The sequence below is a fragment of the Actinophytocola xanthii genome (genome assembly GCF_001921205.1).
In the GTDB taxonomy this organism is placed as follows: domain Bacteria; phylum Actinomycetota; class Actinomycetes; order Mycobacteriales; family Pseudonocardiaceae; genus Actinophytocola; species Actinophytocola xanthii.
Genome location: NZ_MSIE01000056.1, coordinates 48,982 through 75,411 on the forward strand (window position 1 = coordinate 48,982; position 26,430 = coordinate 75,411).

Here is a 26,430-nt window from a genome sequence, read left to right on the forward strand (position 1 = left end):
GGATCGATCCAGCAGGGGAGGAATCGGTTCCGGAACCGGTTTCGGACGGGATATGTCAACGATCCGCTACGGACAGCTGAACGTCAAGCAACAGTCCGTGGCGCCCCGGGCTCAGGCGGGAGCGGAGTCCCGGACGACGAGTGAGGTGGGGATGACGTGGGGGGCGTCGGGTAGCGGGCTCCCGTCGAGGTGGTCGAGGAGCATCGTCGCGGCGGCCTCACCCATCTCCCGGCAGGGCTGGCGGACGGTGGTGAGCGTGGGCCGGACGTGGGCGGCGATCGCGATGTCGTCGAAGCCGACCACGGCGACGTCGTCGGGGACCACCCGGCCGGCGGCCCGCAGGCCGTCCAGGACGCCCGCTGCCATCAGGTCGTTCTGCGCGAACACCGCGTCGAACGGGACGCCGGTGGCGAGCAGCTCCTCGATCCCGGCCTGGCCGCCGCCGCGGGTGAAGTCGCCCTCGGCCAGGAGGCGGTCGTCGAACGGGAGGCCGGATTCGGCGAGGCGGTCGCAGAAGCCCGTGGTCCGTTCCCGCGTGCAGGCGAAGTCGGCCGGACCGGACACCACCGCGAGCCGGCGCCGGCCGGTGGCGAGCAGGTGGGCGGCGGCGTCCGCCGCGCCCTCGCGGTTGCTCGTGGCCACGAGCGGGAAGCCGGGGTGGTGCCCGCGGTCGTCGATCATCACGACCGGCAGGCCGGAGTCGTGCAGACCCGTGACGTAACCCAGCGTGTCCGGCGGTTCCACGAGCAGCAGGCCGTCGAAGGCGTTGGCGGACACGTGCTTGGCGAACTGCGTCAGCGACTCCTCGCCGCGGTTCATCGTGTTGAGCAGCAGGCCGTAGCCGCGTGCCTCGAGCACGTCGGCCACGCCCTGCAGCACGTCGCCCATCCACGGCCAGGTCAGGCCGGGCACGAGCATCCCCACGGTCTGGGTCCGGCCGCGGGCGAGCCCCACCGCCCGGGCACTGGGGGTGTAGCCGGTAGCCGCGATGACCTCGCGCACCCGGATCGCGGTGCCCGCGTCCACGTCACCCTTGTTGTTGAGCACCCGGGACACGGTGGTCTTGCTGACCCTGGCCCGCCGGGCGACCTCGGCGATCGTGACGCGCATGTTCCCGCCTCTTCGCTGGCTCCGTCCGGCCAGGATACGGTCAGTGGTCCACGGCGAGCACGATCTTCCCGCGAGTCCGGCCGGCCTCGCCCAGGCGGTGTGCCTCGGCGGCGCTCTCCAGCGGCAACACCGTCTCGACCTCGACCCGCAGCCGCCCGGCCTCGATCAGCGCGGTGAGCTCCTCCAGGCCGGCACGGTCCGGCTCGACGAGCAGGCCGGTGGCCGACACCCCGGCTTCCGCCGCCGCCCTGGTCGCCGCCTCGGCCGCCCCGCTCGGGATGGTGAGCAGCAGCCCGCCGGGGCGCAGGGTCGGGATGGAGCGGGTGGAGTAGTCGCCCCCGACCAGGTCGAGCACCACGTCGACGTCGCGCACGGTCTCGGCGAAGTCGGTCGTGCGGTAGTCGATCAGCTCGTCGGCCCCCAGCTCACGGAGGAACTCGTGCTTTCCCGTGCTCGCCGTGCCGATCACGTGGGCGCCGCGGGCCTTGGCGAGCTGCACCGCGACGTGGCCGACCCCGCCTGCGGCCGCGTGCACGAGCACCCGCTGCCCCTCCCGCAGGTCGGCGGTCTCGACCAACGCCTGCCAGGCGGTCAGCCCGACCAGCGGCACGGCCGCGGCGTGCGCGTGGTCGAGGCCGGCCGGCCTGCGGGCGAGGTGGCGCGACGGCGCGGTGACGAAGCCGGCGTAGGTCCGCGCGGGGTGGGGGAAGCGCGGCATGCCGTAGACCTCGTCGCCCTCCCGGAACCGGGTGACGCCGAAGCCCACCTCCTCGACGACCCCGGACACGTCCCACCCGAGCACGAACGGGCCACCGTCGTCGAACCGGGCGGCCATCCCCGATCCGGCCCGGGTCTTCCAGTCGACCGGGTTGACCGAGGTGGCGTGCACCCGCACGAGCACCTCGGTGGGCAACGGCACCGGTCGGTCGATGGTCGTCTCGTACAGCGCCTCCGGCCCGCCGGGGCCGTCCTGGACGATCGCGCGCATGGTCTCTCCCATGGCCCCACTCTCTCCCCGATGGTCACTCTTTGCAACCAGGCACCGAAACGTGCTATAGGTACCCCGTGGAAACCAGCGTTGACGTGCGCAAAGATGTGTACCTCCGCAACTGCCCGTGTCGAGGCGTGCTCGACCTCCTGGCGAACAAGTGGACGGCGCTGGCCATCGGCGCCCTCGAGGACGGGCCTCGCCGTTTCGGCGAGCTGCGCCGCAAGCTCGAGGGGGTGAGCCAGAAGATGCTCACCCAGACGCTGCGCGAGCTGGAACGGGACGGGCTGGTGAGCCGGACCGTGTACCCGGTCGTCCCGCTACGGGTGGACTACGCGCTGACCGAGCTCGGGCGGAGCGTGGCGGAGCCGCTGTCGGCCATCCGCCGGTGGTCGGAGGAGAACATCGGGCACGTGCAGCGTGCCCGTGCCGAGTACGAGCGGCGGGCGGAGGCCGACCCGGTGCCGGCCCGATGACCACCGCGCAGTTCCGGCGGGCACGGCGCCCGGAGCAGGTGGAGGCGCGGCGAGCGGCGATCCTCGACGCGGCCGGCGCCATGCTGGCCGAGCGGCCGGTCGCCGAGATCTCGCTGCGTGAGCTGGCCGACCGGGTCGGCCTCGCGAAGTCCAACGTACTGCGGTACTTCGACAGCCGAGAGGCGATCTTCCTGGCCGTGCTCGAGCGGGCGTGGACGGACTGGCTGGACCGCCTCGAGCTGCCGGTGTCCCGCTCCCGGGCCCGTCACGCCCGGGAGGTCGCGGTCGCTCGGGCGATCGCCGAGGCCCTGGTCGCGAGCCCGCTGGTGTGCGAGCTGCTCAGCGTGATGGGCGGGGTGCTGGAGCGCAACATCTCCCTGGAGTTCGCCCGGGAGTTCAAGCGCCGTGCCACGGCGAGCACGCAACGCCTGGCCGCGATGGTGCGAACGAGGATCCCCGAGCTCTCCGAGGACGGCGCGACCCACTTCGCCGGCGTGGCCGTGGTCCTGGTCGCCGGGCTGTGGCCCTACGCCAACCCCACCCCCGCCGTTGCCAGGGCCGCCGAGGAGCTCGGCGCCCCCTGTGCCGCCGACCTGTTCTCCCAGGGCCTGACCGATGCGCTGGTCAACCAGTTGGTGGGGCTGGTGGCCCGCTCCTGAACGGAGGTTCTCAGAAGGTGATCAGCAGCAGCCCGAGGACGCCGACGAGGCCGACCGACAGGGTCAGCAGCAGCGCCGACAGGGCGGTGTCGGCGGGCCGGTGCGAGACGGGGGCCCGCGCGGCACGCCGGTAGCGGTCGTGGGACCAGCCGAGCACGCCGCAGGCCAGCAGGGCCGCGGCCAGTGCGGCGGCGACCGCCCACGGGGCGTGCCGTACCTCGGCGAGCCGGCCGGCGAGCAGAGCGCATCCGACAAGCCCCAGCGCGGTCCGAACCCAGGCGAGCGACGTCCGCTCGTTCTGCACGCCGGGCGGTGTCACAGGTTGGCCACCAGCACCAGCACGAACACCGCGAGGGCGGTGGCGGCCACCCCGTAGGACAGCCACGGGGCAAGGCGCGGCGGCGGAAGGGGGCGCCGCTCGCGCATGGCCACCTCGTTGCGCAGCCAGCGGCGGAACGCGAGCGCGCTGGTGAGCACGCCGGCGAGTACCAGCAGCGCCGCGAGCGCCTGCCGAAGGCCGGGCAGAGCGAGCGGGGGCGCGAACGCCTCCAGTCCGATCCCGGCGGCGAGCAGGGCCAGGGCCGTGCGGATCCACGCGAGGAACGTGCGTTCGTTCGCGAAGCTGAACCGAGGGTCCGGGTCCTCCCCGGTCTCGCGCAGCCTGACCGGCCAGCTCATCCCGCCCACTCACCGGGCGCCTGCCCGGACACCCCGGGCTTCGCCGAGAAGAGGGCGCCGGCCAGTGGTTGGCCGTCGAGGTCGCGCAGACCCGTCCTGGCCGACGTGATGTACAAAGTAGACAGTTCGGGTCCGCCGAAGGCGCAGCTGGTCACCCGCTGCGCGGGTAGCTCGACCAGCTCCTCCCGGCGGCCGTCCGGCGCGAAGCGGCACAGCCCCCAGCCGTCCCACAGCGCGACCCACACCCCGCCCTCGGCGTCCACGGTCAGTCCGTCCGGCCACCCGCGCTCCACCTCGGCGAACCGGCGCCGGTTGGTGATCGACCCCGTCTCGGGGTCGTGGTCGAACGCGTCCACGCCGCGGGTCTGGGTGTCGACGTAGTACATCGTGGTCCCGTCCGGTGACCAGCCGAGGCCGTTGGACACCGAGACGCCGGTGACCACCGGTCGGGGCGGCCCCTCCCGGTCCAGGCGGTAGAGCGCCGCCGCACCGTCCGTTCCCTCGAGCATGGTCCCCGCCCAGAACCGGCCCCACGGGTCGGCCTTGCCGTCGTTGAACCGGCCGCCGGGCGGGTCGGTGTCGATCGCGTGCAGCAGCCGGCGGTCCGCGCCGTCGGCCCGGCAGGCCCAGATGCCGCTCGCGGTGGCGAGCACGAGCCCGCCCCCTGCCCTGGCCGCGACCGTGCCCACCGGCTCGCCCACCGCGAACGCGGTGTCCTCACCGCTGGCCGGGTCGAACCGGTGCACCTCGCCGGGCTCGATGTCGACCCACCGCAGGACGTTCTCCCGCGGGTCCCAGACCGGCCCCTCGCCCAGGGTGGCGTGTGCCTCGAGCACCACCTCAACGTTCACCCGCCGAACCTACCCCCGCCGGTCGGCGGCGCACAGGGTGATGACAAGCTGGGCTGGAAACGTTCCCACAACCCGTGACCAGCGGGAAACACCCGTCCGGCCCAGTCGCGCCTAGGACGAACGCACGCCAGGTCTGGGTTGCTTGGCCCACAAGGGGATCCGCCGCACTGTCCACAGTAGAGGTACACGTTCGCATGCCGTTGAATTCCGGACGCCGAGGGTGAAGCCCTGATCACCCATCGCTAACATGTGCTGGTGGCAGCTATAGGCGCGGGCAACGCGGCGACGCCGCAACGACCTGTCAGACGCGGCGACAAGGTGTCCGAGGCGATCGCCCGGGACATCGTCCGGCGGATCGGCGCCGAGGGGATGGCGCCCGGCACGCAGCTACCGCCCGAGGCCAAGATGCTCGAGGAGTACCGGGTCGGCCGGGGCTCCTTACGTGAGGCGCTGCGCATCCTCGAGGTGCACGGCCTGATCTCGATCAAGCCGGGCCCTCGCGGCGGTCCGACCGTGGACCAGGTCCACACCCGCAACTTCGGGCGCATGGCGTCGTTGTACTTCCAGATGGACGGGATGACCTTCCGCGAGCTGATCGAGGCGCGGCTGCTCATGGAGCCGATGCTCGCCCGGGCGGCGGCGGAGCGGCGTGACCCGCAGCTCACCGACGAGCTCGCCAGGTTCGAGGGCGCCACGCGCGGCGGTGAGGACGAGTACCTGCGCCTGGCCGGCGACTTCCACCAGCTCGTCGCCGTGATGTCGGGCAACCGAATCATGAGCCTGTTCGGACAGTCGCTCGCGGACGTGCTGCGCGACCGGCTCCAGGACTCCCTGTTCCCGAAGTCCCGGCGGCGCGAGATCCTCGCGGTCCACAGTGACATCGGCCGGGCCATCGCGGCGGGGGAGAGCGATCTCGCCGAGCGCCTGATGCGAGAGCACATGACCGACTACGCAGCGCAGGCGAAACGTCGTCATCCTGGGCTGATGCAGGAAGTTGTCGACTGGCGCTGAAAAAGGCGTATCGTCTTTGCCGGTGGTTCGTTCATGGTACATCGGGGGGCAGAGTATTGTCTCTTTCCTCAGGATTCCATGACGAGGTGGGACGTGCGCAGAAATGCGTGTGGTCCGAAAGGGAGTTCGGTGACGGAGACTCTCGATCAGGTGCCGGATGCAAGATTAATCGCAGCGGTCCGAGAAGGCGACTCGACTGCTTTTGCAACGCTGTACGAAAGACATCTCCCCTCGGCGAGGCGGGCGGCGGCATGCCTGGCGAGGTCGGCGGCCGAGCGCGAGGACCTCGTCGCCGAGGCGTTCACCCGCGTGCTGCGCATGCTGCGTGAGGGGCGTGGGCCAGACGAGGAGTTCCGCCCGTATCTGCTGGTGACCCTGCGCAACGCGGCGATCCACAACAGCACCCGCGGCGTGCCGACGGCGCTGTACGCCGACGTGCCCGAGACCCACACGGCCGAGGACTACGTCGATCCGGTGATCGACCGCTGGAATGCCGGCGCGGCGGCCGAGGCGTTCGCGAGCCTCCCCGAGCGGTGGCGGATGGTGCTCTGGCACACCGAGGTCGAGGGCGAGTCGCCGGCCCAGGTGGCGCCGCTGCTCGGCATGCGCCCGAACAGCGTGGCGGCGCTGGCCTACCGGGCGCGTGAGGGCCTGCGCCAGGCCTACCTGCGCAGACACGTATCAGAGCCACCTCGGCCGGAGTGTCGCTCGGTGGCGAACAAGCTCGCCGGCTACGTGCGGCAGAACATCCCCGCTCCGCTGTCCCGCAAGATCGCCTGGCATCTCGAGAACTGCGCGGAGTGCCGGTCCCGTGTCCAGGTCCTGAGCAGGATCAACGAGGAGCTGGGCGGCCTGCTCGCTCCGGTCGTGCTCGGTGGGCCGCTGGCCGCCGCCTACGCCCACGCCCCGGTGGCCGCCGGGGCGCTCACCGCGTCGGCCGCGGCCGACGCGGGCCTGGCGGCCGGCTTCCTCGCCACCAAGGCCGCGCTGCTCAAGGTCGGTACGGCGGTGGCGATCGCGGCCACCGCGGTGACCACGACGGCGGCCACCCCGCCCCCGACCTCTGGGAAGAGCGGACTGGCCGTCTCGGCCGTCGACGCGGATCGCCGCTCCTCGCACGTCGCCGGCACCCCTTCGCCCAGCGTCGCCGCACGTCCCGACCCCGACGGTGCCTCGCCGACCGGCCAGCCGCCTGGTCCGGAGACCGAGTCCGTCGTGCCGACCGCGGTGCAGGTGGAACCGGGCGGCGAGGGTGAGGTGACGACCGGGGCCCCCGTGCCGACGGACGCCGCGGAGACCGAACAGGACGAGGGGACCGACGCCAGGGCTCAGACTAAGGCTGAGCGGAAGGCGGAGAAGAAAGCGGAGAAACAACAGCAGAAGGCGGGCAAGCCGGCCAAGAACAAGAAGCCGAAGAGCGAGCCGTCGAAGGCGAAGGGCAAACCGTCGACGAGCAAACCACCTAAGGACAAGTAGTAGGCCCGGGTGGTGGCGACAGTGGCATTCAGGTCACGAATAAGTCACCGACGGGGGTGTCAGCCCCCAGGGTTCACCGAATCGGGTCGTGCCGTTGTTGACCGGGTGACGACAACGGCACGACCACCGAATCCGAAACACCGGCCGCGATGCTCGGGAAGTTCACGGAATAATCCTGCGAAGTGCGACCAGTTCGGCTCGCTCGGTCAGGTAGCGGCGTTCGGGCTCGCTCAGCGTGCGCCGAGCCGCCGCCCGGTAGTGCTCCTCCGCTCCGGCGAGGTCGCCGGAGCGCTCCAGCAGGTGGGCCCGGACCGCGTCCAGACGGTGGTTCCCCGCCAGGCGCGCGTCCTCGGCCACCTCGTCCAGGATGGCCAGACCCGCCGCCGGACCGTGCACCTTGCTCGCGGCGACCGCCTGGCCCAGGGCGGTCACCGGATTGTCGTGGATCGCCCGCAGGAGCCGGTACAGGCCGAGGATCTGCGGCCAGTCGGTCTCCTCGTCGCTGCCGGCCTCGTCGTGCACGGCGGCGATCGCGGCCTGCACCAGGTACGGGCCGAACCGCGGCGTCCTCGCCAGGGACTCCGCGACGAGCCGCGTGCCCTCGGCGATCGCGGCGCGGTCCCAGCGCGAGCGGTCCTGCTCGGCCATCGGCACCAGTGCCCCGTCGGGGCCGAGCCGGGCCGGGCGGCGCGCGTCGGTGAGCAGCATGAGCGCCAGCAGACCGGCGACCTCGTGGTTCTCCGGCAGCAACCGGTGCACCGCACGGGCGAGCCGGATGGCCTCCGCGGTCAGCTCCACGCGGTGCAGTGCCGTCCCCTCGGTCGAGGTGTAGCCCTCGTTGAAGATCAGGTACAGCACCTGCGACACCGCGTCCAGACGTGCGGGCAGCTCGTCGGCCGGCGGCGTCCGGAAGCCGACGCCCGACGCCCTGATCCGCTGCTTGGCCCGGGTGATCCGCTTGGTCATCGTCGCCTCGGGCACGAGGAAGGCCCTGGCCACCTCCGCGGTCGTCAGCCCGCCGACCGCGCGCAGGGTCAGCGGGACCTGCGCGGCGGGGGTCAGCGCGGGGTGGCAGCACAGGAACAGCAGCAGGAGGGTGTCATCGGCCGCCGGCGGCCCCGGGGTGTCGGCCGGCGGGGCGAGGAACTGGTCACGCGGGATGCGCACCCCCTCGGTGTCCTCCCGCCTCCGCCGGGCGATCTCGCTACGCAGGTGGTCGGTCATTCGCCGGTGGGCGACGCGGATCAGCCAGCCCCGGGGGTTGTCCGGAACGCCGTCGGCCGGCCACTGCGTTGCCGCGTCCAGCAGCGCCTCCTGCACCGCGTCCTCGGCGGCGGCGAAGTCGCCGAACCGTCGTACCAGCGCCCCGAGGACCTGCGGCGCCAGCTCGCGCAGCAGGTCCTCGACGGGGCGGGAAAGCACGTTCAGGAGCCGAAGCCGGCCGCGATCGGGCGGATCTCGATGGTGTCCCCGGTGGCGTCGGCGATCCGGGCGCCGATCTGCTGGGCCCGGTCGTAGCTCTCGCAGTCCACGATCGCGTAGCTCGCGAGCACCTCCTTGACCTCCGCGTAGGGGCCGTCGGTGACCTCGGGCCCGTTCGGCGTGCGGCGGATGGTCTTGGTGTGCGAGGGGACTTCGAGGCCCTCGGTCGTCACAAACTCCCCGGACGCGGTCAGCTCCTTGCCCAGCTGCTCGTAGAACTCGCAGGCCTGCGCCACCTCGGGCGGCATCGGGGCGCCGGGGTTCCAGTTCGCGGCGGCGTCCTCCCAGGCCTCGGCGTTGGTGTAGGCGAGCATCAGGTACCTCATGGTCTCTCCTCGAGGTCGAGTGGTGTTTCCGCGGGTACGTCGGAGCCGGCGTGCCCCCGAGGACAGCCGCACCGGAGAACCTAGCCCGGATTCGTCCGGCCGGACCCAGCCGGCGAGCGGGGCGCCCTGCGGGGCGGTCGGCGCGGCCCGGCCGACGCGGGCTCCGCTGAGGGCGTTGAGGCGGTCGGAAAGGGCTTGCCTTGCGGTAATCCGCGTGGCCATAGAGCGCATCCAAGGTCAGGTCAACCCTTGAAATGTCCTGACCGGTCTCGTTACGCTCCGGTTGCATCCCGACGCGGGGAGTGCCACATGGACCGGCGTGACTTCCTCCGGGCCGCCACCGCCACGGTGGCCACCGGGTACCTGGTGGATACCGGTTCGGCCGCTGCCGTCGCCGCGGCCCGGCCGCACCGGCTGTGGCGGGAGTACCTCGCCGCGCCGGACCACCACCCCCGGATCCCGAACGTCTCCTACGCCGGGTACCGCCGAGGGGAGCGCCCGCTGCCCCGGCCGCCGGTCCGGGTGAGCGTCACCGCGTTCGGCGCCGTCGGGGACGGCGCCACCGACTGCACCACCGCCTTCAACGCCGCACTGGAGGCGGTCGGCCGGCTCGGCGGGGGAGTGGTCCACGTTCCGGCTGGGGAGTACCAGCTGTCCTCTGTGCTCTGGGTGCATCACAGCGGCGTCGTGCTCCGCGGCGCCGGCCGGGGCCGGACCACCCTGCGGTTCACCCAGCCGCTTGCCGCGTGCTACCGGCCGCCGGCCCGTAACGAGTGGTCGTGGAGCGGTGGTCTCATCTGGTTCGTCCCACGACGACTCCGAGAACAGTTGGAGCACAACGACTTCAGCGGCAACGAGGGTTGGTTGGAGAACCGCGAGCTGGCCTCGGTGACTGCCGAGGTGCCCAGGGGCTCCCGCCGCGTTCCGGTGTCCTCTACGGAGCCGTTCGAGCCGGGACGGCATGTCCTGCTGGTCGCGGACAACACGACGGATAACACGCTGCTCGCCCACCTCGCCGGTGACGTCCCCGGCACGGCGACCTACGCCTGGGAGAGCGCCGCCCGCCGGTTGCGGCCCGAGCTGACCGACTGGGTGCTCGCCGAGAACTTCCACCACCTCCGGTACCCCGTGGAGGTGGCCGCGGTCGAGCGGGACGCGGTGGTGCTCGCCCAGCCCACCAGGACCGACCTGCGCGCCGGGTGGCGGCCCCGGTTCACCACGCTGGGCCCGGTCGTCCGCGAGTCCGGCCTCGAACACCTGACGATCCGGATGCGGGAGGTGCCCCAGACCGCCCACCACCTCGATCCGGGGTTCAACGGGCCGCACTTCCAGGCCGCGCTCGACTGCTGGGTGCGCGAGGTCGACCTGTGGCACAGCGACAACGGTTTCGGCCTGACCTCGGCCAAGAATGTGACGCTCCGCGACGTCCTGGTCGGCGGGCGGGCGAGGCACCATTCGTTCATCTGCCGGGTGCAGTCCCACGACATGCTGGTCGAGCGCTTCGCGATCCCGCGGGCGACCACACCGCTGGCGCCCGGCGCGGTCCACCACGGCATCAACACCGAGGGCTTCAGCGCGGGCAACGTCTGGGCCGACGGCGTCATGGAGGGCACCTTCGACTCGCACCGCGCGCTGCCGTTCGACAGCGTGCGGACGGCGGTCACGGTGGCCAACAACGGCGCCACCGGAGGCGCGGGTGACGCCGGACCGCGGTGGGGTGCCCGGTTCTGCCACTGGAACATCGACGTGCTCGGCGGCCGGTCGCACGGCGTGCGGCTCGAGGAGCACGCCCCGTACAGCGCGATGGTGGGGGTGCGCGGCACCTCCGGTCCCACCGATCATCCGGTGGACCTCGCCGGCGAACTGTCCACTGTGGCCGACTCACTCGACGAGCGGGTGTGGCCGGCGAACCTCCACCAGGCCCAGCTGCGCCACCGGTTGCGGTAGGGCCACCTCGGAAGGAGAGCGATGCGCAGGAAAACACTGGTCCCGGCCGTGCTCGCCGCGCTGGTCGTGCTGGCCGCCTGTGGCGCGCCGGAGGAGAACACGCCGAGCGACGCACCGAGCTCGGTACCGGACAAGCCGTCCGAGCCGGTCGAGCTGAACATCCTGGACGTGGCCGGCAACCTCCAGCTGACCCAGGGGATGATCGACGAGTTCGTCCACCACCACCCGGACATCGTGAGCAAGGTCAACTACACCAAGGCGACGGCGCCGGAGATGCCCGGCAAGCTCCAGGCCGAGCAGCGCGGTGGCACCTCCCAGACCCACCTCGTGCTCACCGGTACCGACGGTCTCGCCTCGGTGATCGAGCAGGAGCTGGTGCTCGAGCTGCTGCCCGAGTTCGAGTCCCGCTTCCCGGACCTGGAGGAGAACTACCTGCCGGCGGCTGCCGACATGCACGAGCTGGCGCAGGGGCAGGGGATCACTGTCACGTTCTACCCCTCCGGCCCGCTGCTCGAGTACGACCCGGACAAGGTGCCCGACCCGCCGGGCACCGCACAGGAGCTGCTGGACTGGGCGAAGGCCCACCCCGGGAAGTTCCAGTACGCGCAGCCCGCGAACTCCGGACCCGGCCGCACCTTCCTCATGGGGCTGCCCTACATCCTCGGCGACGAGGACCCGAAGGACCCGGAGCAGGGCTGGGACAGGACCTGGGAGTACCTGGCCGAGCTGGGCAAGTACGTCGACTACTACCCCAAGGGCACGACCGACACGATGAAGAACCTGGCCAACGGGACAGTGAACATCGTCGCCACGACCACGGGCTGGGACATCAACCCGCGAGTGCTCGGCACGGTGCCGGCCAAGATGGAGGTGACCACGTTGGAGGGCTTCCACTGGGTCACCGACGCGCACTACGCGGTGGTTCCGCGTGGGGTCAGCGAGGACGTGCTGTCGGCGAACCTGGCGCTGGTCCAGTGGATGCTCCAGCCCGAGCAGCAGGCCAAGGCCTACGACAACGGGTACTTCTACCCCGGTCCGGCGGTCAGGGACGTCACCCTGGACATGGCCCCGGCCGAGTCCCAGGAGGCCATCGAGCGGTTCGGGCGCCCGGAGTACGAGCAGCTGATCGCCGAGCACCCGCAGGAGATCTCGCTGCCGGCCGAGCAGCAGGTCGCCGCGTTCCAACGCTGGGACCGCGAGATCGGCAGCGGGAAGACCGGATGAGCGTGAGCACGGAGGGCGGCGCCTTTGCCGAGCTGCGGCTGGACCGGGTGCGTCGTGCGTTCGGCGAGCACGTGGCGCTGCGCGACCTCGAGCTGACGATCAAGGGCGGCGAGTTCGTCGCTCTGCTCGGCCCGTCCGGCTGTGGCAAGTCCACGGCACTCAACTGCCTCGCCGGGCTGCTCCCCCTCTCCGGCGGCCAGATCCTGATGGACGGCAGGCGGATCGACACGCTGCCCCCGGAGAAGCGCGGGTTCGGGATGGTGTTCCAGAACTACGCGCTCTTCCCGCACATGTCGGTTCGCCGCAACGTCGCGTTCGGACTCGCCATGCGCGGTGTCGCCCGGGCGGAGCGGATCCGGCGAGTGGACGAGGTGTTGCGGCTGGTACAGCTCACCGAGCATGCCGACAAGTTCCCGGCGCAGCTCTCCGGCGGGCAGCAGCAGCGGGTGGCGATCGCGCGGGCGATCGTGCTGGAACCGTGGCTGGTACTGATGGACGAGCCACTGTCCAACCTGGACGCCTCGCTCCGTCTGGAGATGCGCAACGAGATCCGGCGGCTGCACCAGTCGCTCGGCCTCACCACGGTCTACGTGACCCACGACCAGGAGGAGGCGCTGGCCCTCGCCGACCGACTGGTGGTGCTGCGGGACGGGGTGGTCCAGCAGGTCGGGTCGCCGGAGCAGGTCTATGCCCATCCGGCCAACCGCTACGTGGCCGGGTTCATGGGGTACCGGAACATGATCCCGGCCACGGTGTCCGAGGTGGACGGCGACCTCGTGGCCGTGGACGTGGGCGAGGTGACCCTGCGCGGAATCAGCCGGGACCGCATCACGGAGAACTCCGCGGTGGCGGCGATCCGTCCCTCCGACGTGTCGGTCGCCGACCGGGAGGGCGAGAACACCCTGCGGGGGCAGGTGGAGATCGTTGAGTACCACGGCCGCGAGCAGGCGGTGCAGGCGCGTCTGCCCGGCGGGGTGCCGCTGCACGTGCGCACCCGCAGCCGGCTCGCGCCGGGGGACTCGGTGCTGTTCCACCTGCCGCCCGAGCGGCTACTGGTGTTCGGGGAGCACTCGTGACCGCGCCGACGACAGCCCCGCCGGTGTCCCCGCCGGGGGAACGCCCGCCGGGGATCGCGCATCGCCTCGCCGAGCGCGGGATCGACCGCGTGCTGCTGCTGCTGGTACCCGGCGTGGTGTTCGTCGTGGTCCTGTTCGCCTACCCGGTGCTCTACGGGCTCCAGCTCTCCTTCCAGCCCGAGGAGGGGGGCGGGCCGTTCGCGAACTACGAACGGTTCTTCGGCGACCCCTACCTGCGGGACACGATCTGGATCACCCTGCGGCTGGCCGTCCCGGCGGCGCTGTTCAACGTGCTGGCCTCGATCCCGATCGCCTACCGCATGCGTGGCGCGTTCCGCGGCAAGCGGGTGCTGACCACGATCCTGGTCGTCCCGATCACACTCGGCACCGTGCTCACCGCCCAGGGGCTGATCTCCTACCTGGGGCCGGCCGGCTGGTTCAACAAGATCCTGATCGGCATCGGCCTCACCGACGAGCCGGTGCGGCTGGTGAACAACTACTGGGGTGTGCTGTTCTCGCTGATCATCACCGGGTTCCCGTTCGCGTTCCTGCTCACCCTGTCCTACCTGTCCGGGATCGACCCGACACTGGAGCAGGCCGCCGCGACGCTGGGTGCAGACCGGCGGCGCCGGTTCCGCCACATCACCTTCCCACTGCTCGCGCCGGGACTCGCGATCACGTTCTGCCTGACGTTCGTACTCGCGTTCTCGGTGTTCCCCTCGGCGTACCTGGTCGGCCTGCCGCAGGGGGAGACCCGGGTGATCTCGATCGTCGCCTACGAGTCGGCGTTCCGGGACACCGACTACCCGCTCGGCTCGGCCATCGCGATGGTCATGGCGCTGGTCATGCTGGTCGTCGTCGGGCTGGTGCTGGTCTGGCGGTCCACGATGTACCGCGGCGCGACGGGAGGCAAGGGATGAGGCTCGTGGGCAGCCCCGGCGCCTGGCTGGTCTGGGGCGCGGTGGCCTTCTTCCTGGTCAACCTGTTCGGGCTGGTCCTGGCGGTGGTGGTCAACTCGTTCTCGGTCCAGTGGTTCGGCACCTGGTGGCCGAACGGGCTCACCACGGACTATTACGCCTCGGCCTGGCAGGACCTGGGCCTGCTCGACGTGCTGGTGGTGACCGGCCAGGTCGCCCTCGCCGTGGTGGCCCTGTCCGTCCTGATCGGAGTGCCCACCGCCTACGCCCTGGCCAGACGGAACTTTCCCGGCAAGCGGCTGGTGACGGTGCTGTTCCTGCTGCCGATCCTGCTGCCGCCGATGACCTACGGCATCCCGCTGGCGACAGTGCTCTACAAGTTCGATCTCGCGGGCAGCGTCGCCGGGGTGATCGTGGCGAACCTGGTCCCGTCCGTGCCGTTCGTGGTGCTGACGATGACGCCGTTCATCGAGCAGATCGACCCGCGGATCGAGGCGGCCGCGCGGATGTGTGGCGCCCGGACGCTCTCGGTGTTCACCCGCGTGCTCGCTCCGCTGCTGGTGCCGGGGATCCTCGCCGCCTCGATCCTGGTGCTCGTGCGTACGGTCGGCATGTTCGAGCTGACCTTCCTGACCGCCGGACCGGGCAGCCAGACGCTCGTTGTGTCGCTCTACGAGTCGATGTTCTCCGCGGGCATCCGGGCACAGCAGGCCGTGGACGCCGTGGCGGTGATCTACACCGGGTCGATGCTGGTACTACTGGTGATCGCGTTGCGGTTCGTGAACCCGACCCAGCTCGTCACCCGGCTGAAGGAGCCAGCACCATGACCCAGCGGATCCTCGTCACCGGCGCCGCCGGCAAGATCGGCTCGATGCTCCGGCCCCGGCTCGCCCGCCCCGACCGGACGCTGCGGCTGCTGGACGTGGCCCCGCTCGAGCCCTCCTCCGGCGAGGAGGTGGTGACCGGCTCGGTGTCCGACCTGGAGGTCGTGCGGGCGGCCTGCGAGGGTGCCGACGCCGTGGTCCACCTTGCTGGGCGGAGCGGCGAGGCGCCCTGGCCGGAGATCCTCAGCCACAACATCGACGGCACCTTCACGGTGCTGGAGGCCGCCCGGCTCGCCGGCGTGACCCGGGTGGTCTTCGCGAGCAGCAACCACGCCGTGGGGTTCCGGCCGGCGGGGGAGGAGGCGCCGGACTACGCGTTCCCGCGCCCGGACACCTTCTACGGGGTGAGCAAGGTGACCGGCGAGGCGCTGGGCAGCCTCTACCACGACCGCCACGGGATGGACGTGGTGTGCCTGCGGATCGGGACCTGCACGCCGCGGCCGCCCACCGAGCGGTCCCTCGCGACCTGGCTCTCGCCCGACGACTGCGCCCGGCTGGTCGAGGCCTCGCTGTCCGCCCCGTCCCCGGGCTTCCGCGTCGTGTGGGGGATCTCGGCGAACACCCGGGCGCGGTTCTCCCTGGCCGAGGCCAGAGCACTGGGCTACGAGCCACGCGACGACGCCGAGCGCTACGCCGACGAGGTCTCCCCGGCCGGCGAGCTCGACCGGACCTACGTCGGCGGGAGCTTCTGCGCCGTGAAGGAGGCCCGGTGACCACCGGCCACGCCTACCCGTGGGACGTGCTCGGCGACCCCGGGTTCACCGACCGAGCGCTGGCCACCGGGGTGTCCACAGTGGCGCTGGCCGCCGCGTACCACTCGACCAGGGCCGCCACCCCGCTGCACCACGCGCACCAGCTGGTGCACGCCCGGTACGCGGCGCTCTACCGCCCGGTCCGCGAGTCGGTGTGGGGTGGGCGCCGCCTGCGCCCGCTCGCCCCGGACTGGGTGTCCATCGAGGACTCCTTCGGCGTCGCAGCGGCCGAGCTGCGCGAGGCCGGCCTGCGGGTGTCGGCCTGGGTGGTGCTCACCCACAACACGCGGCTGGGCACCGAGTTCCCTGACGTGGCCGTGGTCAACTGCTTCGGCGAGCGCTACCCGTACGCCCTGTGCCCGTCGTCGGCCGAGGTCCGCGAGTACGCGGCGACCCTCGCCGCCGAAGCCGCCGCCGGCGCCGACGAGGTCTCCCTCGAGGCGTGCGGCCAGCTCGGCGTGACCCACCTCTCCCACCACGAGAAAACCGACGGCGCGTTCTCCCCGGCCGCGGCCCGGTGGCTGTCGGTCTGCTGCTGCCCGGCGTGTCGACGCGAGTGGACCGACCGCGGCCTCGACCCGGCCGAGGTGGTCGCCACCCTGCGCACCGCGGTGGCCGAGGAGGCCCGCGCGCGCCCGGGCCAGGTCCCCTTCGCCACCGAGCTCCTGGCCGCCCGCCACGCCGCCACCGACGCGCTGCGGGCCGAGGTGCTCGCCGGCCTCGAGGTGCCCGTCACCCTGCACGCGCATCCGGACCCGTGGGAGACCGGCGCCGCCCCCGGCCTCACCCCCACCGCGGCCAACGACGTGGAAGCGCTCCTCGTGCCGGCCTGGCCGACCGACCCGGCCACCGCCGACCTGGTCGTCCACGCCGCCCGCACCGGCCGCCCGGTACAGGCGTACGTGACCGTCCTGGGCGCCACCGAGCCAACCGCCCTGCCCGACCACTGGCGCCGCCTCCGCGAGGCGGGTGCCGTCGACGCCGCCCTGTACCACCTGGGCCTGGCGCCGAGCTGGCGTCAGGAGCTGTTCCGCGTCTTCGCGTAACGGCGCGAGAAAGAAAAGAAAATCGTGAAATCAAAGAAACCCACAGGTTGTTTGGGGTGGCAGAGATTGCGATCTATGTAAACGAGGGTCGCTGACGCACGGGAACGATCTTTTGGCACAATCCCTCCGCCATACCGGCGAGGGGAGACTTCATGATCGAACCAGAACAGAGTGCCGAGATCATAAAGGCGAAGATAAGGGATTTCGCCTCCGAGCTCGCCGCTCTCCGCGGCGAGCTGACCTACCCGGACATGGAGAAGAAGTCCGGATGCCCACACGAGAAACTCAAGGCGGCTGCCGGAGGTGAGACGTGGCCCGAGTGGGCGACTGTCCACGCGTACGTGACCACGTGCGGTGGTGAGGTCGGTGACTGGCGTGCGAAATGGGAGACGATCGACAAGTCGTTGCGGGAAGCCGGCGAAGCCACCACGGACTCGGTTGCCGACGGCGGCAGGACACCGTCGGTCCACTGTCCTGCGGACGCCGATACCGAGGAGCGGCCGAAGAGATCTGTCCGCACGCGCCGCATGATGCTGGTATCGGCCTCCGTGGTTGTGCTGTGTGTCGTCGCCACCCTGACCGCGATGTCTCTGGGAGATGCCACGGGGAAGCGGGAGGAGGCGCGTCCCTCCTCCTCGAGCACGGCTCCTACTGCGGAGAGTTCGAGTCAGAGGCCCACCTCGGCGACCGCGTCACCCACCACGAAGATCTCGCCGAAGGGCGGTTCGAGCGGCCAACCATCCGAGATCCCGCCCAGTGCCGATACCGTGCCAACGCATGCTCCCCCAGAAGACGATCCAGGCGCCGCCACCTCCGATCCGAACTCCCCAGGGGTGCTGGTCGACGAAGATCCCGGCCGGCATGATGGCGTGCAGGAAAAGCGCGTCGTCGAGCTGACTCAGGAGCAGGGCAGGAACTGGGTCGACATCGAGTACTGGCGCCAGGACGCCTCAACGCCGGGTGAGCTTCAGATCAGCTCCAATGAGCTGTTCACCAACCTCGGCGCGAAGATTGCGGTAATCCCGGATACGCCGCTGGCCAACCGCTCTCGATGTGCCCAGGCGACGGGTTGGCGGGACCGGATCGCTTTCAGCGAACTCCATGTCGGAAGTCAGCTCTGCGGTCTCAGTCGAATGGAGCGATACGCCTCGATCGAAGTGAGAGTTGTGCCGGACGCCCAGGCGAATGGAGGGCGACTCATTTTCTATGGGATCACGTGGTACTGACGCGTTGGTCTCCCGGCGCAGAATAGCCACGATCACCGTGGTGGTGGCTGTGCTCGCCGGTGGGGTGGCGACCGTTCTGTGGTGGGCGGGTACGAAAGGCCTCGACGGCGACCGCCTGGTCGCGGCCCGGTTCGACGCCCTGAGAATCGGGTTGAGCATCGGCGTGGGTGGCGGCGGGGTGTTCGCGTTGTATCTCGCGTGGCGCCGCCAGCAGTCGACCGAGGCCGACCTCGACAACCGTGAGCGAATGCTGGCCCAGCAGGAACGTGTCGCCCACGACAACAGGGCCGACGCCACCGAACGTCGCATCACCGAGCTGTACACCAAGGGCGTCGAACAGCTTGGCTCGGACAAGGCTCCGGTCCGCCTCGGGGGCCTGTACGCGCTGGAGCGACTGGCGCAGGACAACCGTGCCCAGCGGCAGACGATTGTCAACGTTCTGTGCGCGTATCTGCGTATGCCCTATGTCGAGCCCGGTCAGAACCAGGAGCGGGAGGTGCGGCTGGCCGCGCAGCGAGTTCTTCGTGACCATCTCCGTCGTGGCCAGGACGACAAGTTCTGGCCGGGTATGGAGATCGACCTGACGGGGGCGGAGCTGCTCGATTTCGATCTCACCGGTTGCCGGGTTCACCTCGGGAAGTTCCAGTCCGCGAGGTTCGTCGGCACGGCGCTCTTCGACTCGACGACTTTCGTCGAGCAGGCGTCGTTCCAGTCCGCTCGCTTCACGGCCGATGCGTTCTTTCGGTACACCAGGTTCGAGAGCCACGCCTTCTTCGGCACCGCGCTGTTCGAAGGGGACGCGGCGTTCAACTCGGCGCTGATCAGCGGCAGCGGCATGTTCGAGTCCGCGGGTTTCAACGGCAACGCCGTTTTCGACTCCACGAAGTTCCGCGGCACGGTGAGCATCGAGAAGGTCACGTTCGCCCGAGGCGTGCCCGTGGAACTCGCCAGGTTCGTTCACTGATCCTGGGTTGCACCGGACGTCGCGGCAGGTTCTAGCGTCGGGGGTGTGAGTGGGAACGGGCGGCGGTGGAGCATCGGGGAGTTGGCGGCGGCCAGCGGGGTGACCGTGCGCGCCCTGCAGCACTACGACGAGATCGGGCTGCTCCGGCCCGGCGACCGCACGTCGGCCGGGCACCGGCGCTACACCGAGCGTGACCTGCACCGGTTGTACCGGGTCCGGGCACTGCGCGGGCTCGGGCTCTCGCTCGACGAGGTGGCCGCGGTGCTCGACGATGCGGGCGGCGACCTGCGGGAAGTCCTGCTGGCCCAGCTGGCCGCGCTGGAGGCGCACGCGGAGCGGGTCGGTCGGCTGGCCGAGCGGGTGCGGGAGCTGCTCGGGCGCCTCGAGGACGCCGACCCCGGTCCCGATGACCTCCTGACGATCCTGGAGATGATGTCGGTGTTCGAGAGCTACTTCTCCCAGCAGCAGCGGGACGACCTGGCCGCGCGGCGCGCGGCGCTCGGGCCGGAGGCGGTCGAGGCCGCCAAGCGCGAGTGGGCGTCCTTGGTCGCCGAGGGGATCGCGCTGCTGCGCGAGGACCCCCGGCCGGAGGACGTCCGGGTCCGCGCACTGGTGCGCCGGTGGGACGAGATCGGCACTCGGTTCCACGGCGCCGACGAGGGGCTGACCGGCGCCGCGCGTGCGATGTGGACGGACAACGCCACCGAGCTGGCCGGCCGGCTGCCCTGGTCACCCGACGAGCCGCGCGCCCTCGTCGAACTCCTGGGCCGGGCGCGGCAGGTGCGTTGACCTGTGCTTATCCTCCGGGTATGACCGCTGGTACGGCCGAAGGGCTGGACACCTACCGGGTGGAGCTGACCGGCTACTGCTACCGGATGCTCGGCTCGGGCTTCGAGGCCGAGGACGCCGTGCAGGAGACCCTGCTGCGGGCGTGGCGGGCGAGCTACGACCCGGCCAGGGGCTCGGAGCGGGCCTGGCTCTACGCCATCGCCACCAACGTCTGCGTGGACATGCTGCGCAGCGCCCAGCGGCGGGCCACGGCCATGGACCTGGGGCCGGCCACCGGGCCGGGCGCGGACCTCGGCACCCCCCTGCCCCAGGGCGTGTGGGTGCAGCCGGTGCCCGACCACCGGGTGCTCGACGGCGACCCGGCCGAGGCCGCGGTCCAACGGGAGAGCATCCGGCTCGCCTTCGTCGCCGCGCTGCAACACCTGCCACCCCGCCAGCGCGCCGTGCTGATCCTCCGGGACGTGCTGGGCTGGCGGGCGGCGGAGGTGGCGCGGCTGTTCGACACCACCGTGACCTCGGTCCACAGCTCCCTGCAGCGAGCGCGGTCGACCCTGGCAGCGCGTCGCCCGGCCCCGGCCGAGCCGATCGGCCCGGAGCACCGCGACCTGCTCACCCGCTACGTCGACGCCTTCGAGCGCTACGACGTTGCGGCGCTGGTCGGGCTGCTGACCGAGGACGCGACGATGTCGATGCCGCCGTTCGCCTGGTGGTCGCGGGGCCGCGACGACATCGCCGCCGCGCTCGCCAACGCCGACGGGACCTGCCGCGACGCCCGCCTGCTGCCGGCGGCTGCCAGCGGCTCGCCCGCGTTCGGCCAGTACCGCTGGACCGGCACGACCTACGAGCCGTTCGCGCTGGTCGTGCTGGAGGTGCGCCGGGCCGGGATCACCTCGGTCACCACCCACCTCGACCTCGCCCACACCTTCCCCTGGTACGGCTTGCCGGCCGGTGGCGATGACTTTCCGCCGCCCGCTCCGTAGACAGGGGTATGAGTGAGTTCGTCGAGCGCGCGACCCAGCCGTATGCCGCCATCCCGATCCGGGCCACCCTCCGGGAGTGGGGGTCGGTCAACGCCCTGGTCCCGGAGGTCTTCGCCTGGCTGGCCGACCGCGGGATCCCCCCGGCCGGACCGCTGTTCTACCGGTACCGGGTGATCGGCGGCCTGGACGAGGAGTTCGAGGTGGAGGTCGGCGTCCCGGTCGGCGCGCCGGTGGACGGCGACGGCCGGGTGCTGGCCGGCGCCGCCCCGCCCGGCCGCTACGCGGTCCACGTGCACCACGGCCACCCGGACGGCATCGCGGAGACCCACCGCGACCTGCTGGCCTGGGCCGAGCAGCAGGGCTCGCCCGCGGCCCGCGACGGCGAGCGGTGGGCCGGCGTGTTCGAGTACTACCGCACCGACCCCGAACTCCAGCCCGACCCCACAGAGTGGGAAACCGAACTCGCCTACCTGGTCACCCCGCGCTAGCCCGCCTCCCCGGAATCAAAAGTTTGGGTTGCGACCCGGCACCGGTGCTGTACCGGGGTGGTTGGTGGCTGGGTGTCGTCACGGTCCCCTGAGGTAGCTGTTGGATGCAGGGCCGGGGGCTGGTGGAGATCAACCACCCTCGTTGATGTCCACCAGCGCTGTTGCGGCCTTGGCGGCGGCCTCGGCCAGGAGTTGGGCCACGCGGGCGTCGCCGACCAGGTTCGGGTTGCCGGTCTCGACGAGGTGGGCGGCCAGGGCAGCCACCTCGGCCGCGGCCGAGGCCACCCGCCGGGGTACCTCCGTCGCCTCGGCGAGTGCCTCGGCCACCCGGCGGGCGCGGGTGGGGTCGTCGGCGGGCAGCCGTCTGGCGGCGAGGACGGCCGTGTAGGCAGCCGCGTCGGCGTCGGCGAGTGGCTCGAGATGGGCGCGTAGCTCCTCCGCCCGGGCCGCCGACTCGTCGCTGAACCGGGCGGCCATGGCGACGAGCGCGGCGGCCGAGGCGGCGGTGAGCGCGGCCACCGCGCCTCCGCCGGGTGCGGGGGTCCGGGCGGCGACCCGTTCGAACAGGCCCCCGACCGACAGGTGCAGCAGCGTCACGACAGGCCGACGATCTCGCCGTCGTCGTCCAGGTCGATGCGGGTCGCGGCCGGGGAAGCGCCGAGCCCGGGCATCGTGCGCATGTCCCCGCAGACCGGGTAGACGAAGCCGGCGCCGACCGAGGCCCGGACCTCACGCACCGGCAGCGTCCAGCCGGTCGGCGCGCCGAGCAGCGTCGGGTCCGAGGAGATCGACAGGTGGGTCTTGGCCATGCACACCGGCAGGTCCCCGAAACCGTTGCGCTCGTAGGTCTCCAGCTGCCGGCTCGCCTCCCGGCTGTAGGAGACGCCGTCCGCGCCGTACACCCGCGTGGCAATCGTCTCGATCTTCTCCCGCAGCGGTGCCGAGGAGGGGTAGAGCAGCTGGAACTCGCTCGGCTCCGCGGCAGCCTCGGCGACGGCCTCGGCCAGCTCGGTCGCGCCGGTGCCGCCCTCGGTGAAGTGGGTGCTCACCGCCACCCTCGCCCCCATCGACTCGGCGATCTCGCGGATCGCGGCGTGCTCGGAGGGGTGGTCGGTGGGGAAGGCGTTGATCGCGACCACCGGGGACACGCCGTGCATCCGGATGTTCTCGATCTGCTTGCGCAGGTTCGCGGCGCCGGCGTGCACGTCGTCGGGGTTCTCGGCCAGCATGTCCTCGGGCAGCGGCCGCCCGGCGACGACGCGGAACTTGCCGGAGTGCGCCTTGAGCGCGCGGACGGTGGCGACCAGGACCGCGGCGTCCGGTGCCTGGCCGGAGACCCGGCACTTGATGTTGAAGAACCGCTCGGCTCCCATGTCCGCGCCGAAGCCGGCCTCGGTGACCAGGTAGTCGCCGCAGCGGATCCCGATCAGGTCGGCGACGACCGAGGAGTTGCCGGTGGCGATGTTGCCGAACGGTCCGCAGTGGACCAGAACCGGCGTGTTCTCCAGCGTCTGCATGAGGTTCGGCTTGATCGCTTCGCGCAGCAGCACGGTCATCGCGCCAGCCGCGTCGAGCTGCTCGGCGGTGACCGGCTCACCCTCGTGGGTGTAGCCGACGACGATCCGGCCCAGCCGGGCCCGCAGGTCCTCGATACCGGTGGTCAGCGCGAGCGCGGCCATCACCTCGGACGCCGCGGTGATGTCGAAGCCGGTCTGCCTGGTCACGCCGTCGGCCCGGCCGCCGAGGCCGACCACGACGTTGCGCAGCGCGCGGTCGTTCATGTCCAGCACCCGGCGCCAGGTCACGGCGCTCAGGTCCAGACCGAGCGCGTTGCCCTGGTACAGGTGGTTGTCGAGCATCGCGGCGAGCAGGTTGTGCGCGGCCGTCACCGCGTGCATGTCGCCGGTGAGGTGCAGGTTGAGCAGCTCCATCGGGACGACCTGGCTGTACCCGCCGCCGGCCGCGCCACCCTTGATGCCCAGCGTCGGCCCCATCGAGGGCTGGCGGATGGCGATCGTCGCCCGCTTGCCCAGGTGCTTGAAGCCCTGGCCGAGGCCGACCGTGGTGGTCGTCTTGCCCTCGCCGAGCGGCGTCGGGGTGATCGCGCTCACCAGGACGTACTTCGCCTTCGGGGCGTCGGCCAGCTCGTCGACCGCGGCGAGGTCGATCTTCATCACGTCCCGGCCGTACGGTTCGAGCAGCCCGGAGGGGAGCCCCATGTCCGCGGCGATCTCCTCGATGGGCCGGAGCTTGGCCCCGCGGGCGATCTCCAGGTCGGACGGGAAGGCCATCTGGGCTCCTTCGCGGGGTGGGCGGCAGGGCGTCGCCGACGGTACCTCACCTCGCGGTGCCCGCCGGGAGCCGCTCGAGGGCCGCCACGACCAGCGGGTCGACCTCCTCGCCGCCCGCGTCGACCGGAAGACGAGCGACACCCGGTGGTGCGGGGTGTGTTCGGGTCAGCTGCCGATGTCGCGCAGGCGGCTCGCCACGTCCTCCGGGAGGACGTCGGTGATGAAGGCGCCCATCGCGGCCTCCGAGCCGGCCAGGTACTTCAGCTTGTCGGCCGACCGCTGGATCGAGGTGACCTGCAGGTGCAGGTAGGCGTGCTCGCGCCCCGGACCCGTGGGGGCCTGGTGCCAGGCGGAGACGTAGGGGAGCGGCTGGTCGTACAGCGCGTCGAGGCGGCGCAGGACGTCCAGGTAGACGTGGGTGAAGTCGTCGCGCTCCGCGTCGGACAGCGCGGGGATGTCGGGCACCCGGCGGTGCGGGTACAGGTGGACCTCCACCGGCCACCGGGCGGCGGCCGGGACGAAGGCAGTCCAGTGCTCGGTGGCGGTGACGACCCGCGCGCCGGTCTCCCGTTCGCCCGCGAGGACGTCGGCGAACAGGTTGCGGCCGGTGCGTTCGGCGTGGGTGGCCGCGTTGGCCAGCATCTGCCGGGTCTTCGGCGGGACGAACGGGTAGGCGTAGATCTGGCCGTGCGGGTGGGACAGCGTCACGCCGATCGCGGCGCCCCGGTTCTCGAAGCAGAACACCTGGGCCACGCCGGGCAGCGCCGCGAGCTCGGTCGTCCGGTCGGCCCAGGCGTCGACCACGAGCCGGGCGTGGGCCGGGGACAGGGTCGCGAACGCTGCGCTGTGGTCGCTGGTGAAGCAGACCACCTCGCACCGGCCGAGGCCCGGGGCCGACTCGACCAGCTCCGGGAGGCCGGGCACCTCGCCGCCGGCCGCATGCGTCGACAGGCTCGGGAACCGGTTCTCGAACACCACGACGTCGTAGTCGGGCGAAGGGATCTCGGTGTGTCGGTCTCCTCGGGACGGACACAATGGACACTGGTCGGCGGGAGGGAGGAAGGTCCGGTTCTGCCGGTGCGACGCGACGATCACCCACTCGTCGAGCACCGGGTCGTGGCGGATCTGCGAGGCCGTCGACACCGGGTCGAGCGCTCGCGGGTCCGGGGTGACCCGGTCGGGTGCGCCGGGGTGGTCGAAGTAGATGATCTCGCGGCCGTCCGCGAGCGTTGCGACAGTCCGCTTCACGAGGCGGCCGCCTCGGCGGGAACCAGTCGCAGGTCCTCGACGTGCTCGGCGAGGACGGATCTCGCCTCGTGCGGCAGGCCCTCGTCGCTCACCACCACGTCCGCGTCGCCGAGCCTCGCGATCGTGGACAGACCGATCGTGCCCCACTTCGTGTGGTCGGCCAGCACGACCAACCGCCGACCCGCGGCCACCAGCGCGCGGTCGGTGTCGGCCTCCAGCAGGTTCGGCGTGGTGTAGCCGGCGGTCTCGGCCATCCCGTGCACCCCGAGGAAGACGATGTCCAGGTGCAGCTGGGCGAGGGCGGACACCGCGATCGGCCCGACCAGGGCGTCGGAGGGGGTACGCACACCCCCCACCACGACCACGTTCTGGTCGGCCGAGGGACGCGCGTGCAGCACGTCGGCGATGCGCATCGAGTTCGTGACGATCGTCAGGCCCTCGACCTGTCGCAGGACGTGCGCGAGTGCCCAGGTGGTGGTGCCCGCGGAGAGCCCGACGGCCGTTCCCGGGGAGACCAGCTCGGCGGCGGCCTTCGCGATGGCCTCCTTCTCCGGCTGCTGGCGCAGCGACTTCGCCTCGAACCCCGGCTCCTCGGTGGAGGCCGAGCGCCGGGTCGCGCCGCCGTGCACCTTGTCCAGCAGACCCTGCTGGGCCAGCGAGTCCAGGTCGCGGCGGATCGTCATGTCGGAGACGCCGAGCATCTGGGCGAACTCGATGACCCGCACCGCGCCGCGTCTGTGGATCTCCTCGACGATCCGGGCCTGCCTCTCCGCTGCCAGCATCGCCTCTCCCAACCCAGCCCCCGCAGTGCTCCCGAATCCGATCGTCATTCAACCATAAATTAACGCAATCGAACATCGCACGAGTGGTGGACCGGACCAGAAAACCGAAAGCGATGGACAGCGCACGAGACGCCGTCCATCGCATCGGCCGGCCCCGGGGTGAGCGGTGATCACCCTGAGCCAAGCTCCACCCGGAGCATACTGAACCGTTCACGAGAGCGAGGGACTGGCTGGGCGGTCGGTCGCTCGCTGCGAGATCGCGGCTGCGGGCCGTTACCTCGGCGCCGCGCTCGCCGGCGTGGACCGGCGGGAGTTCATCCGGGTGTCACGATCTGGACAACGGTTCGCCCCCGCCCCCTTGACAGGCCGCGCCGCCGTTAGCCAGGGTTTCGATTCTGAAAGGTCGCGTTCACAACTGTTCGAGTTCCGGCCTCGGGAGGCGCGCAATGATGAGCCCTCGTTCTTTCGGCGTCGGCGGCGTCCCCGCCATGGCGGTCCGACGGCGCACGCTGTTGAAGGGAATGCTCGGCGCGGGTGCCCTGGCGGGCCTCGCCGGCTGCGGCAGCGATGACGGCGGTGGTGGCGGTGGCGGCGGCGGTGGCGCCGTGACGTTGGGGTCGAACTGGTCCGACGAGGTACCCAAGAACGCCATCGCCGCGGTGATGAAGGGTTACTCCGGCGGCGAGGTCAGGATCAACACGGTCGAGCACAACGCGTTCCAGGAGAACATCAACAGCTACCTGCAGGGCGGGCCGGACG

At 71.5% G+C, this 26,430-nt stretch carries 27 protein-coding genes and 1 pseudogene; 17 read left to right on the forward strand and 11 right to left on the reverse strand.

Annotated features, from left to right (window positions below; genetic code table 11):
• Positions 1 to 111 precede the first annotated feature (111 nt).
• Positions 112 to 1,110 (reverse strand): LacI family DNA-binding transcriptional regulator, encoded by a 999-nt coding sequence (locus tag BU204_RS27500; protein ID WP_075128662.1) that lies wholly within the window; start codon positions 1,108 to 1,110, stop codon positions 112 to 114.
• 40 nt (positions 1,111 to 1,150) lie between these two features.
• A complete protein-coding gene (locus tag BU204_RS27505; RefSeq protein WP_408608052.1) occupies positions 1,151 to 2,110 on the reverse strand; it encodes an NADP-dependent oxidoreductase in 960 nt (319 codons plus the stop codon).
• A 65-nt stretch (positions 2,111 to 2,175) separates the two neighbouring features.
• On the opposite strand from BU204_RS27505, the gene BU204_RS27510 reads away from it, so the two are divergent.
• Positions 2,176 to 2,574, forward strand: a complete 399-nt coding sequence (locus BU204_RS27510) for a winged helix-turn-helix transcriptional regulator (RefSeq protein WP_075128663.1) — start codon at positions 2,176 to 2,178, stop codon at positions 2,572 to 2,574.
• Positions 2,571 to 3,233 (forward strand): TetR/AcrR family transcriptional regulator, encoded by a 663-nt coding sequence (locus tag BU204_RS27515; protein ID WP_075128664.1) that lies wholly within the window; start codon positions 2,571 to 2,573, stop codon positions 3,231 to 3,233. The genes BU204_RS27510 and BU204_RS27515 overlap by 4 nt, the downstream gene beginning before the upstream one ends.
• Positions 3,234 to 3,243: 10 nt before the next feature.
• Here the strand turns inward: BU204_RS27515 and BU204_RS27520 are convergent, their stop codons facing one another.
• Genes BU204_RS27520 through BU204_RS27530 form a run of 3 tightly spaced genes read right to left on the reverse strand, consistent with a single transcriptional unit; the run spans position 3,244 to position 4,762 of the window.
• A complete protein-coding gene (locus BU204_RS27520) occupies positions 3,244 to 3,537 on the reverse strand; it encodes a DUF202 domain-containing protein (RefSeq protein ID WP_198943014.1) in 294 nt (97 codons plus the stop codon).
• Positions 3,538 to 3,548: 11 nt separating this feature from the next.
• Complete coding sequence (locus tag BU204_RS27525) at positions 3,549 to 3,911, reverse strand: YidH family protein (protein WP_075128694.1); 363 nt, start codon at positions 3,909 to 3,911, stop codon at positions 3,549 to 3,551.
• Positions 3,908 to 4,762, reverse strand: a complete 855-nt coding sequence (locus BU204_RS27530) for an SMP-30/gluconolactonase/LRE family protein (RefSeq protein WP_075128666.1) — start codon at positions 4,760 to 4,762, stop codon at positions 3,908 to 3,910. Before BU204_RS27530 ends, BU204_RS27525 begins: the two co-directional genes overlap by 4 nt.
• A gap of 255 nt (positions 4,763 to 5,017) precedes the next feature.
• Here BU204_RS27530 and BU204_RS27535 point away from each other — a divergent pair, with 255 nt between their 5' ends.
• Together BU204_RS27535 and BU204_RS27540 are read left to right on the forward strand one after the other, a co-directional pair.
• Positions 5,018 to 5,773 carry a FadR/GntR family transcriptional regulator gene (locus tag BU204_RS27535; protein WP_158073523.1) on the forward strand — a complete coding sequence of 252 codons (756 nt, stop codon included), beginning with the start codon at positions 5,018 to 5,020 and terminating at the stop codon, positions 5,771 to 5,773.
• A 129-nt stretch (positions 5,774 to 5,902) separates the two neighbouring features.
• Complete coding sequence (locus tag BU204_RS27540; RefSeq protein ID WP_158073524.1) at positions 5,903 to 7,249, forward strand: sigma-70 family RNA polymerase sigma factor; 1,347 nt, start codon at positions 5,903 to 5,905, stop codon at positions 7,247 to 7,249.
• Between the two features lie 162 nt (positions 7,250 to 7,411).
• Here the strand turns inward: BU204_RS27540 and BU204_RS27545 are convergent, their stop codons facing one another.
• Entirely contained in the window at positions 7,412 to 8,671 is a 1,260-nt protein-coding gene (locus BU204_RS27545; protein WP_075128668.1) for an RNA polymerase sigma factor, read from the reverse strand.
• 2 nt (positions 8,672 to 8,673) lie between these two features.
• A complete protein-coding gene (locus tag BU204_RS27550) occupies positions 8,674 to 9,057 on the reverse strand; it encodes a YciI family protein (RefSeq protein WP_075128669.1) in 384 nt (127 codons plus the stop codon).
• 309 nt (positions 9,058 to 9,366) lie between these two features.
• Here BU204_RS27550 and BU204_RS27555 point away from each other — a divergent pair, with 309 nt between their 5' ends.
• The 12 genes from BU204_RS27555 (at position 9,367) to BU204_RS27610 (ending at position 21,350) form a co-directional block, all read left to right on the forward strand.
• A complete protein-coding gene (locus tag BU204_RS27555) occupies positions 9,367 to 11,004 on the forward strand; it encodes a glycosyl hydrolase family 28-related protein (RefSeq protein WP_075128670.1) in 1,638 nt (545 codons plus the stop codon).
• A 21-nt stretch (positions 11,005 to 11,025) separates the two neighbouring features.
• The gene (locus BU204_RS27560; protein ID WP_075128671.1) at positions 11,026 to 12,228 is read left to right on the forward strand and encodes an extracellular solute-binding protein; all 1,203 of its coding nucleotides are present in this window, start codon (positions 11,026 to 11,028) and stop codon (positions 12,226 to 12,228) included.
• The gene (locus BU204_RS27565) at positions 12,225 to 13,304 is read left to right on the forward strand and encodes an ABC transporter ATP-binding protein (RefSeq protein WP_075128672.1); all 1,080 of its coding nucleotides are present in this window, start codon (positions 12,225 to 12,227) and stop codon (positions 13,302 to 13,304) included. Before BU204_RS27560 ends, BU204_RS27565 begins: the two co-directional genes overlap by 4 nt.
• Positions 13,301 to 14,224 (forward strand): ABC transporter permease, encoded by a 924-nt coding sequence (locus BU204_RS27570; protein WP_233160669.1) that lies wholly within the window; start codon positions 13,301 to 13,303, stop codon positions 14,222 to 14,224. The genes BU204_RS27565 and BU204_RS27570 overlap by 4 nt, the downstream gene beginning before the upstream one ends.
• On the forward strand, positions 14,221 to 15,048 hold the full coding sequence (locus tag BU204_RS27575; RefSeq protein WP_075128674.1) for an ABC transporter permease: 828 nt from the start codon (positions 14,221 to 14,223) through the stop codon (positions 15,046 to 15,048). The genes BU204_RS27570 and BU204_RS27575 overlap by 4 nt, the downstream gene beginning before the upstream one ends.
• Complete coding sequence (locus BU204_RS27580) at positions 15,045 to 15,818, forward strand: NAD-dependent epimerase/dehydratase family protein (protein WP_075128675.1); 774 nt, start codon at positions 15,045 to 15,047, stop codon at positions 15,816 to 15,818. Before BU204_RS27575 ends, BU204_RS27580 begins: the two co-directional genes overlap by 4 nt.
• Complete coding sequence (locus BU204_RS27585; protein WP_143229794.1) at positions 15,815 to 16,903, forward strand: hypothetical protein; 1,089 nt, start codon at positions 15,815 to 15,817, stop codon at positions 16,901 to 16,903. Before BU204_RS27580 ends, BU204_RS27585 begins: the two co-directional genes overlap by 4 nt.
• A gap of 152 nt (positions 16,904 to 17,055) precedes the next feature.
• Positions 17,056 to 18,129, forward strand: a complete 1,074-nt coding sequence (locus BU204_RS27590) for a prolipoprotein diacylglyceryl transferase (RefSeq protein ID WP_075128676.1) — start codon at positions 17,056 to 17,058, stop codon at positions 18,127 to 18,129.
• Positions 18,130 to 18,280: 151 nt separating this feature from the next.
• Positions 18,281 to 19,093 (forward strand): pentapeptide repeat-containing protein, encoded by an 813-nt coding sequence (locus BU204_RS27595; RefSeq protein WP_143229795.1) that lies wholly within the window; start codon positions 18,281 to 18,283, stop codon positions 19,091 to 19,093.
• Between the two features lie 45 nt (positions 19,094 to 19,138).
• Complete coding sequence (locus BU204_RS27600; protein ID WP_075128678.1) at positions 19,139 to 19,882, forward strand: MerR family transcriptional regulator; 744 nt, start codon at positions 19,139 to 19,141, stop codon at positions 19,880 to 19,882.
• A gap of 20 nt (positions 19,883 to 19,902) precedes the next feature.
• Complete coding sequence (locus tag BU204_RS27605; RefSeq protein WP_075128679.1) at positions 19,903 to 20,862, forward strand: sigma-70 family RNA polymerase sigma factor; 960 nt, start codon at positions 19,903 to 19,905, stop codon at positions 20,860 to 20,862.
• An 8-nt stretch (positions 20,863 to 20,870) separates the two neighbouring features.
• On the forward strand, positions 20,871 to 21,350 hold the full coding sequence (locus tag BU204_RS27610; RefSeq protein WP_075128680.1) for a GyrI-like domain-containing protein: 480 nt from the start codon (positions 20,871 to 20,873) through the stop codon (positions 21,348 to 21,350).
• Positions 21,351 to 21,479: 129 nt separating this feature from the next.
• On the opposite strand, the gene BU204_RS27615 is transcribed toward BU204_RS27610, so the two are convergent.
• The 4 genes from BU204_RS27615 to BU204_RS27630 form a co-directional block, all read right to left on the reverse strand.
• Positions 21,480 to 21,947: a cyclodeaminase/cyclohydrolase family protein gene (locus BU204_RS27615; RefSeq protein WP_075128681.1), complete on the reverse strand. Its 468-nt coding sequence runs from the start codon at positions 21,945 to 21,947 to the stop codon at positions 21,480 to 21,482.
• Positions 21,944 to 23,641, reverse strand: a complete 1,698-nt coding sequence (locus BU204_RS27620; RefSeq protein WP_075128682.1) for a formate--tetrahydrofolate ligase — start codon at positions 23,639 to 23,641, stop codon at positions 21,944 to 21,946. The genes BU204_RS27615 and BU204_RS27620 overlap by 4 nt, the downstream gene beginning before the upstream one ends.
• 165 nt (positions 23,642 to 23,806) lie before the next feature.
• Positions 23,807 to 24,889: a galactose-1-phosphate uridylyltransferase gene (gene galT, locus BU204_RS27625; protein ID WP_075128683.1), complete on the reverse strand. Its 1,083-nt coding sequence runs from the start codon at positions 24,887 to 24,889 to the stop codon at positions 23,807 to 23,809.
• Complete coding sequence (locus tag BU204_RS27630) at positions 24,886 to 25,671, reverse strand: DeoR/GlpR family DNA-binding transcription regulator (protein ID WP_075128697.1); 786 nt, start codon at positions 25,669 to 25,671, stop codon at positions 24,886 to 24,888. The genes galT and BU204_RS27630 overlap by 4 nt, the downstream gene beginning before the upstream one ends.
• A 449-nt stretch (positions 25,672 to 26,120) precedes the next feature.
• Here BU204_RS27630 and BU204_RS27635 point away from each other — a divergent pair.
• A pseudogene (locus BU204_RS27635) lies at positions 26,121 to 26,430 on the forward strand (hypothetical protein); the annotation flags it as partial.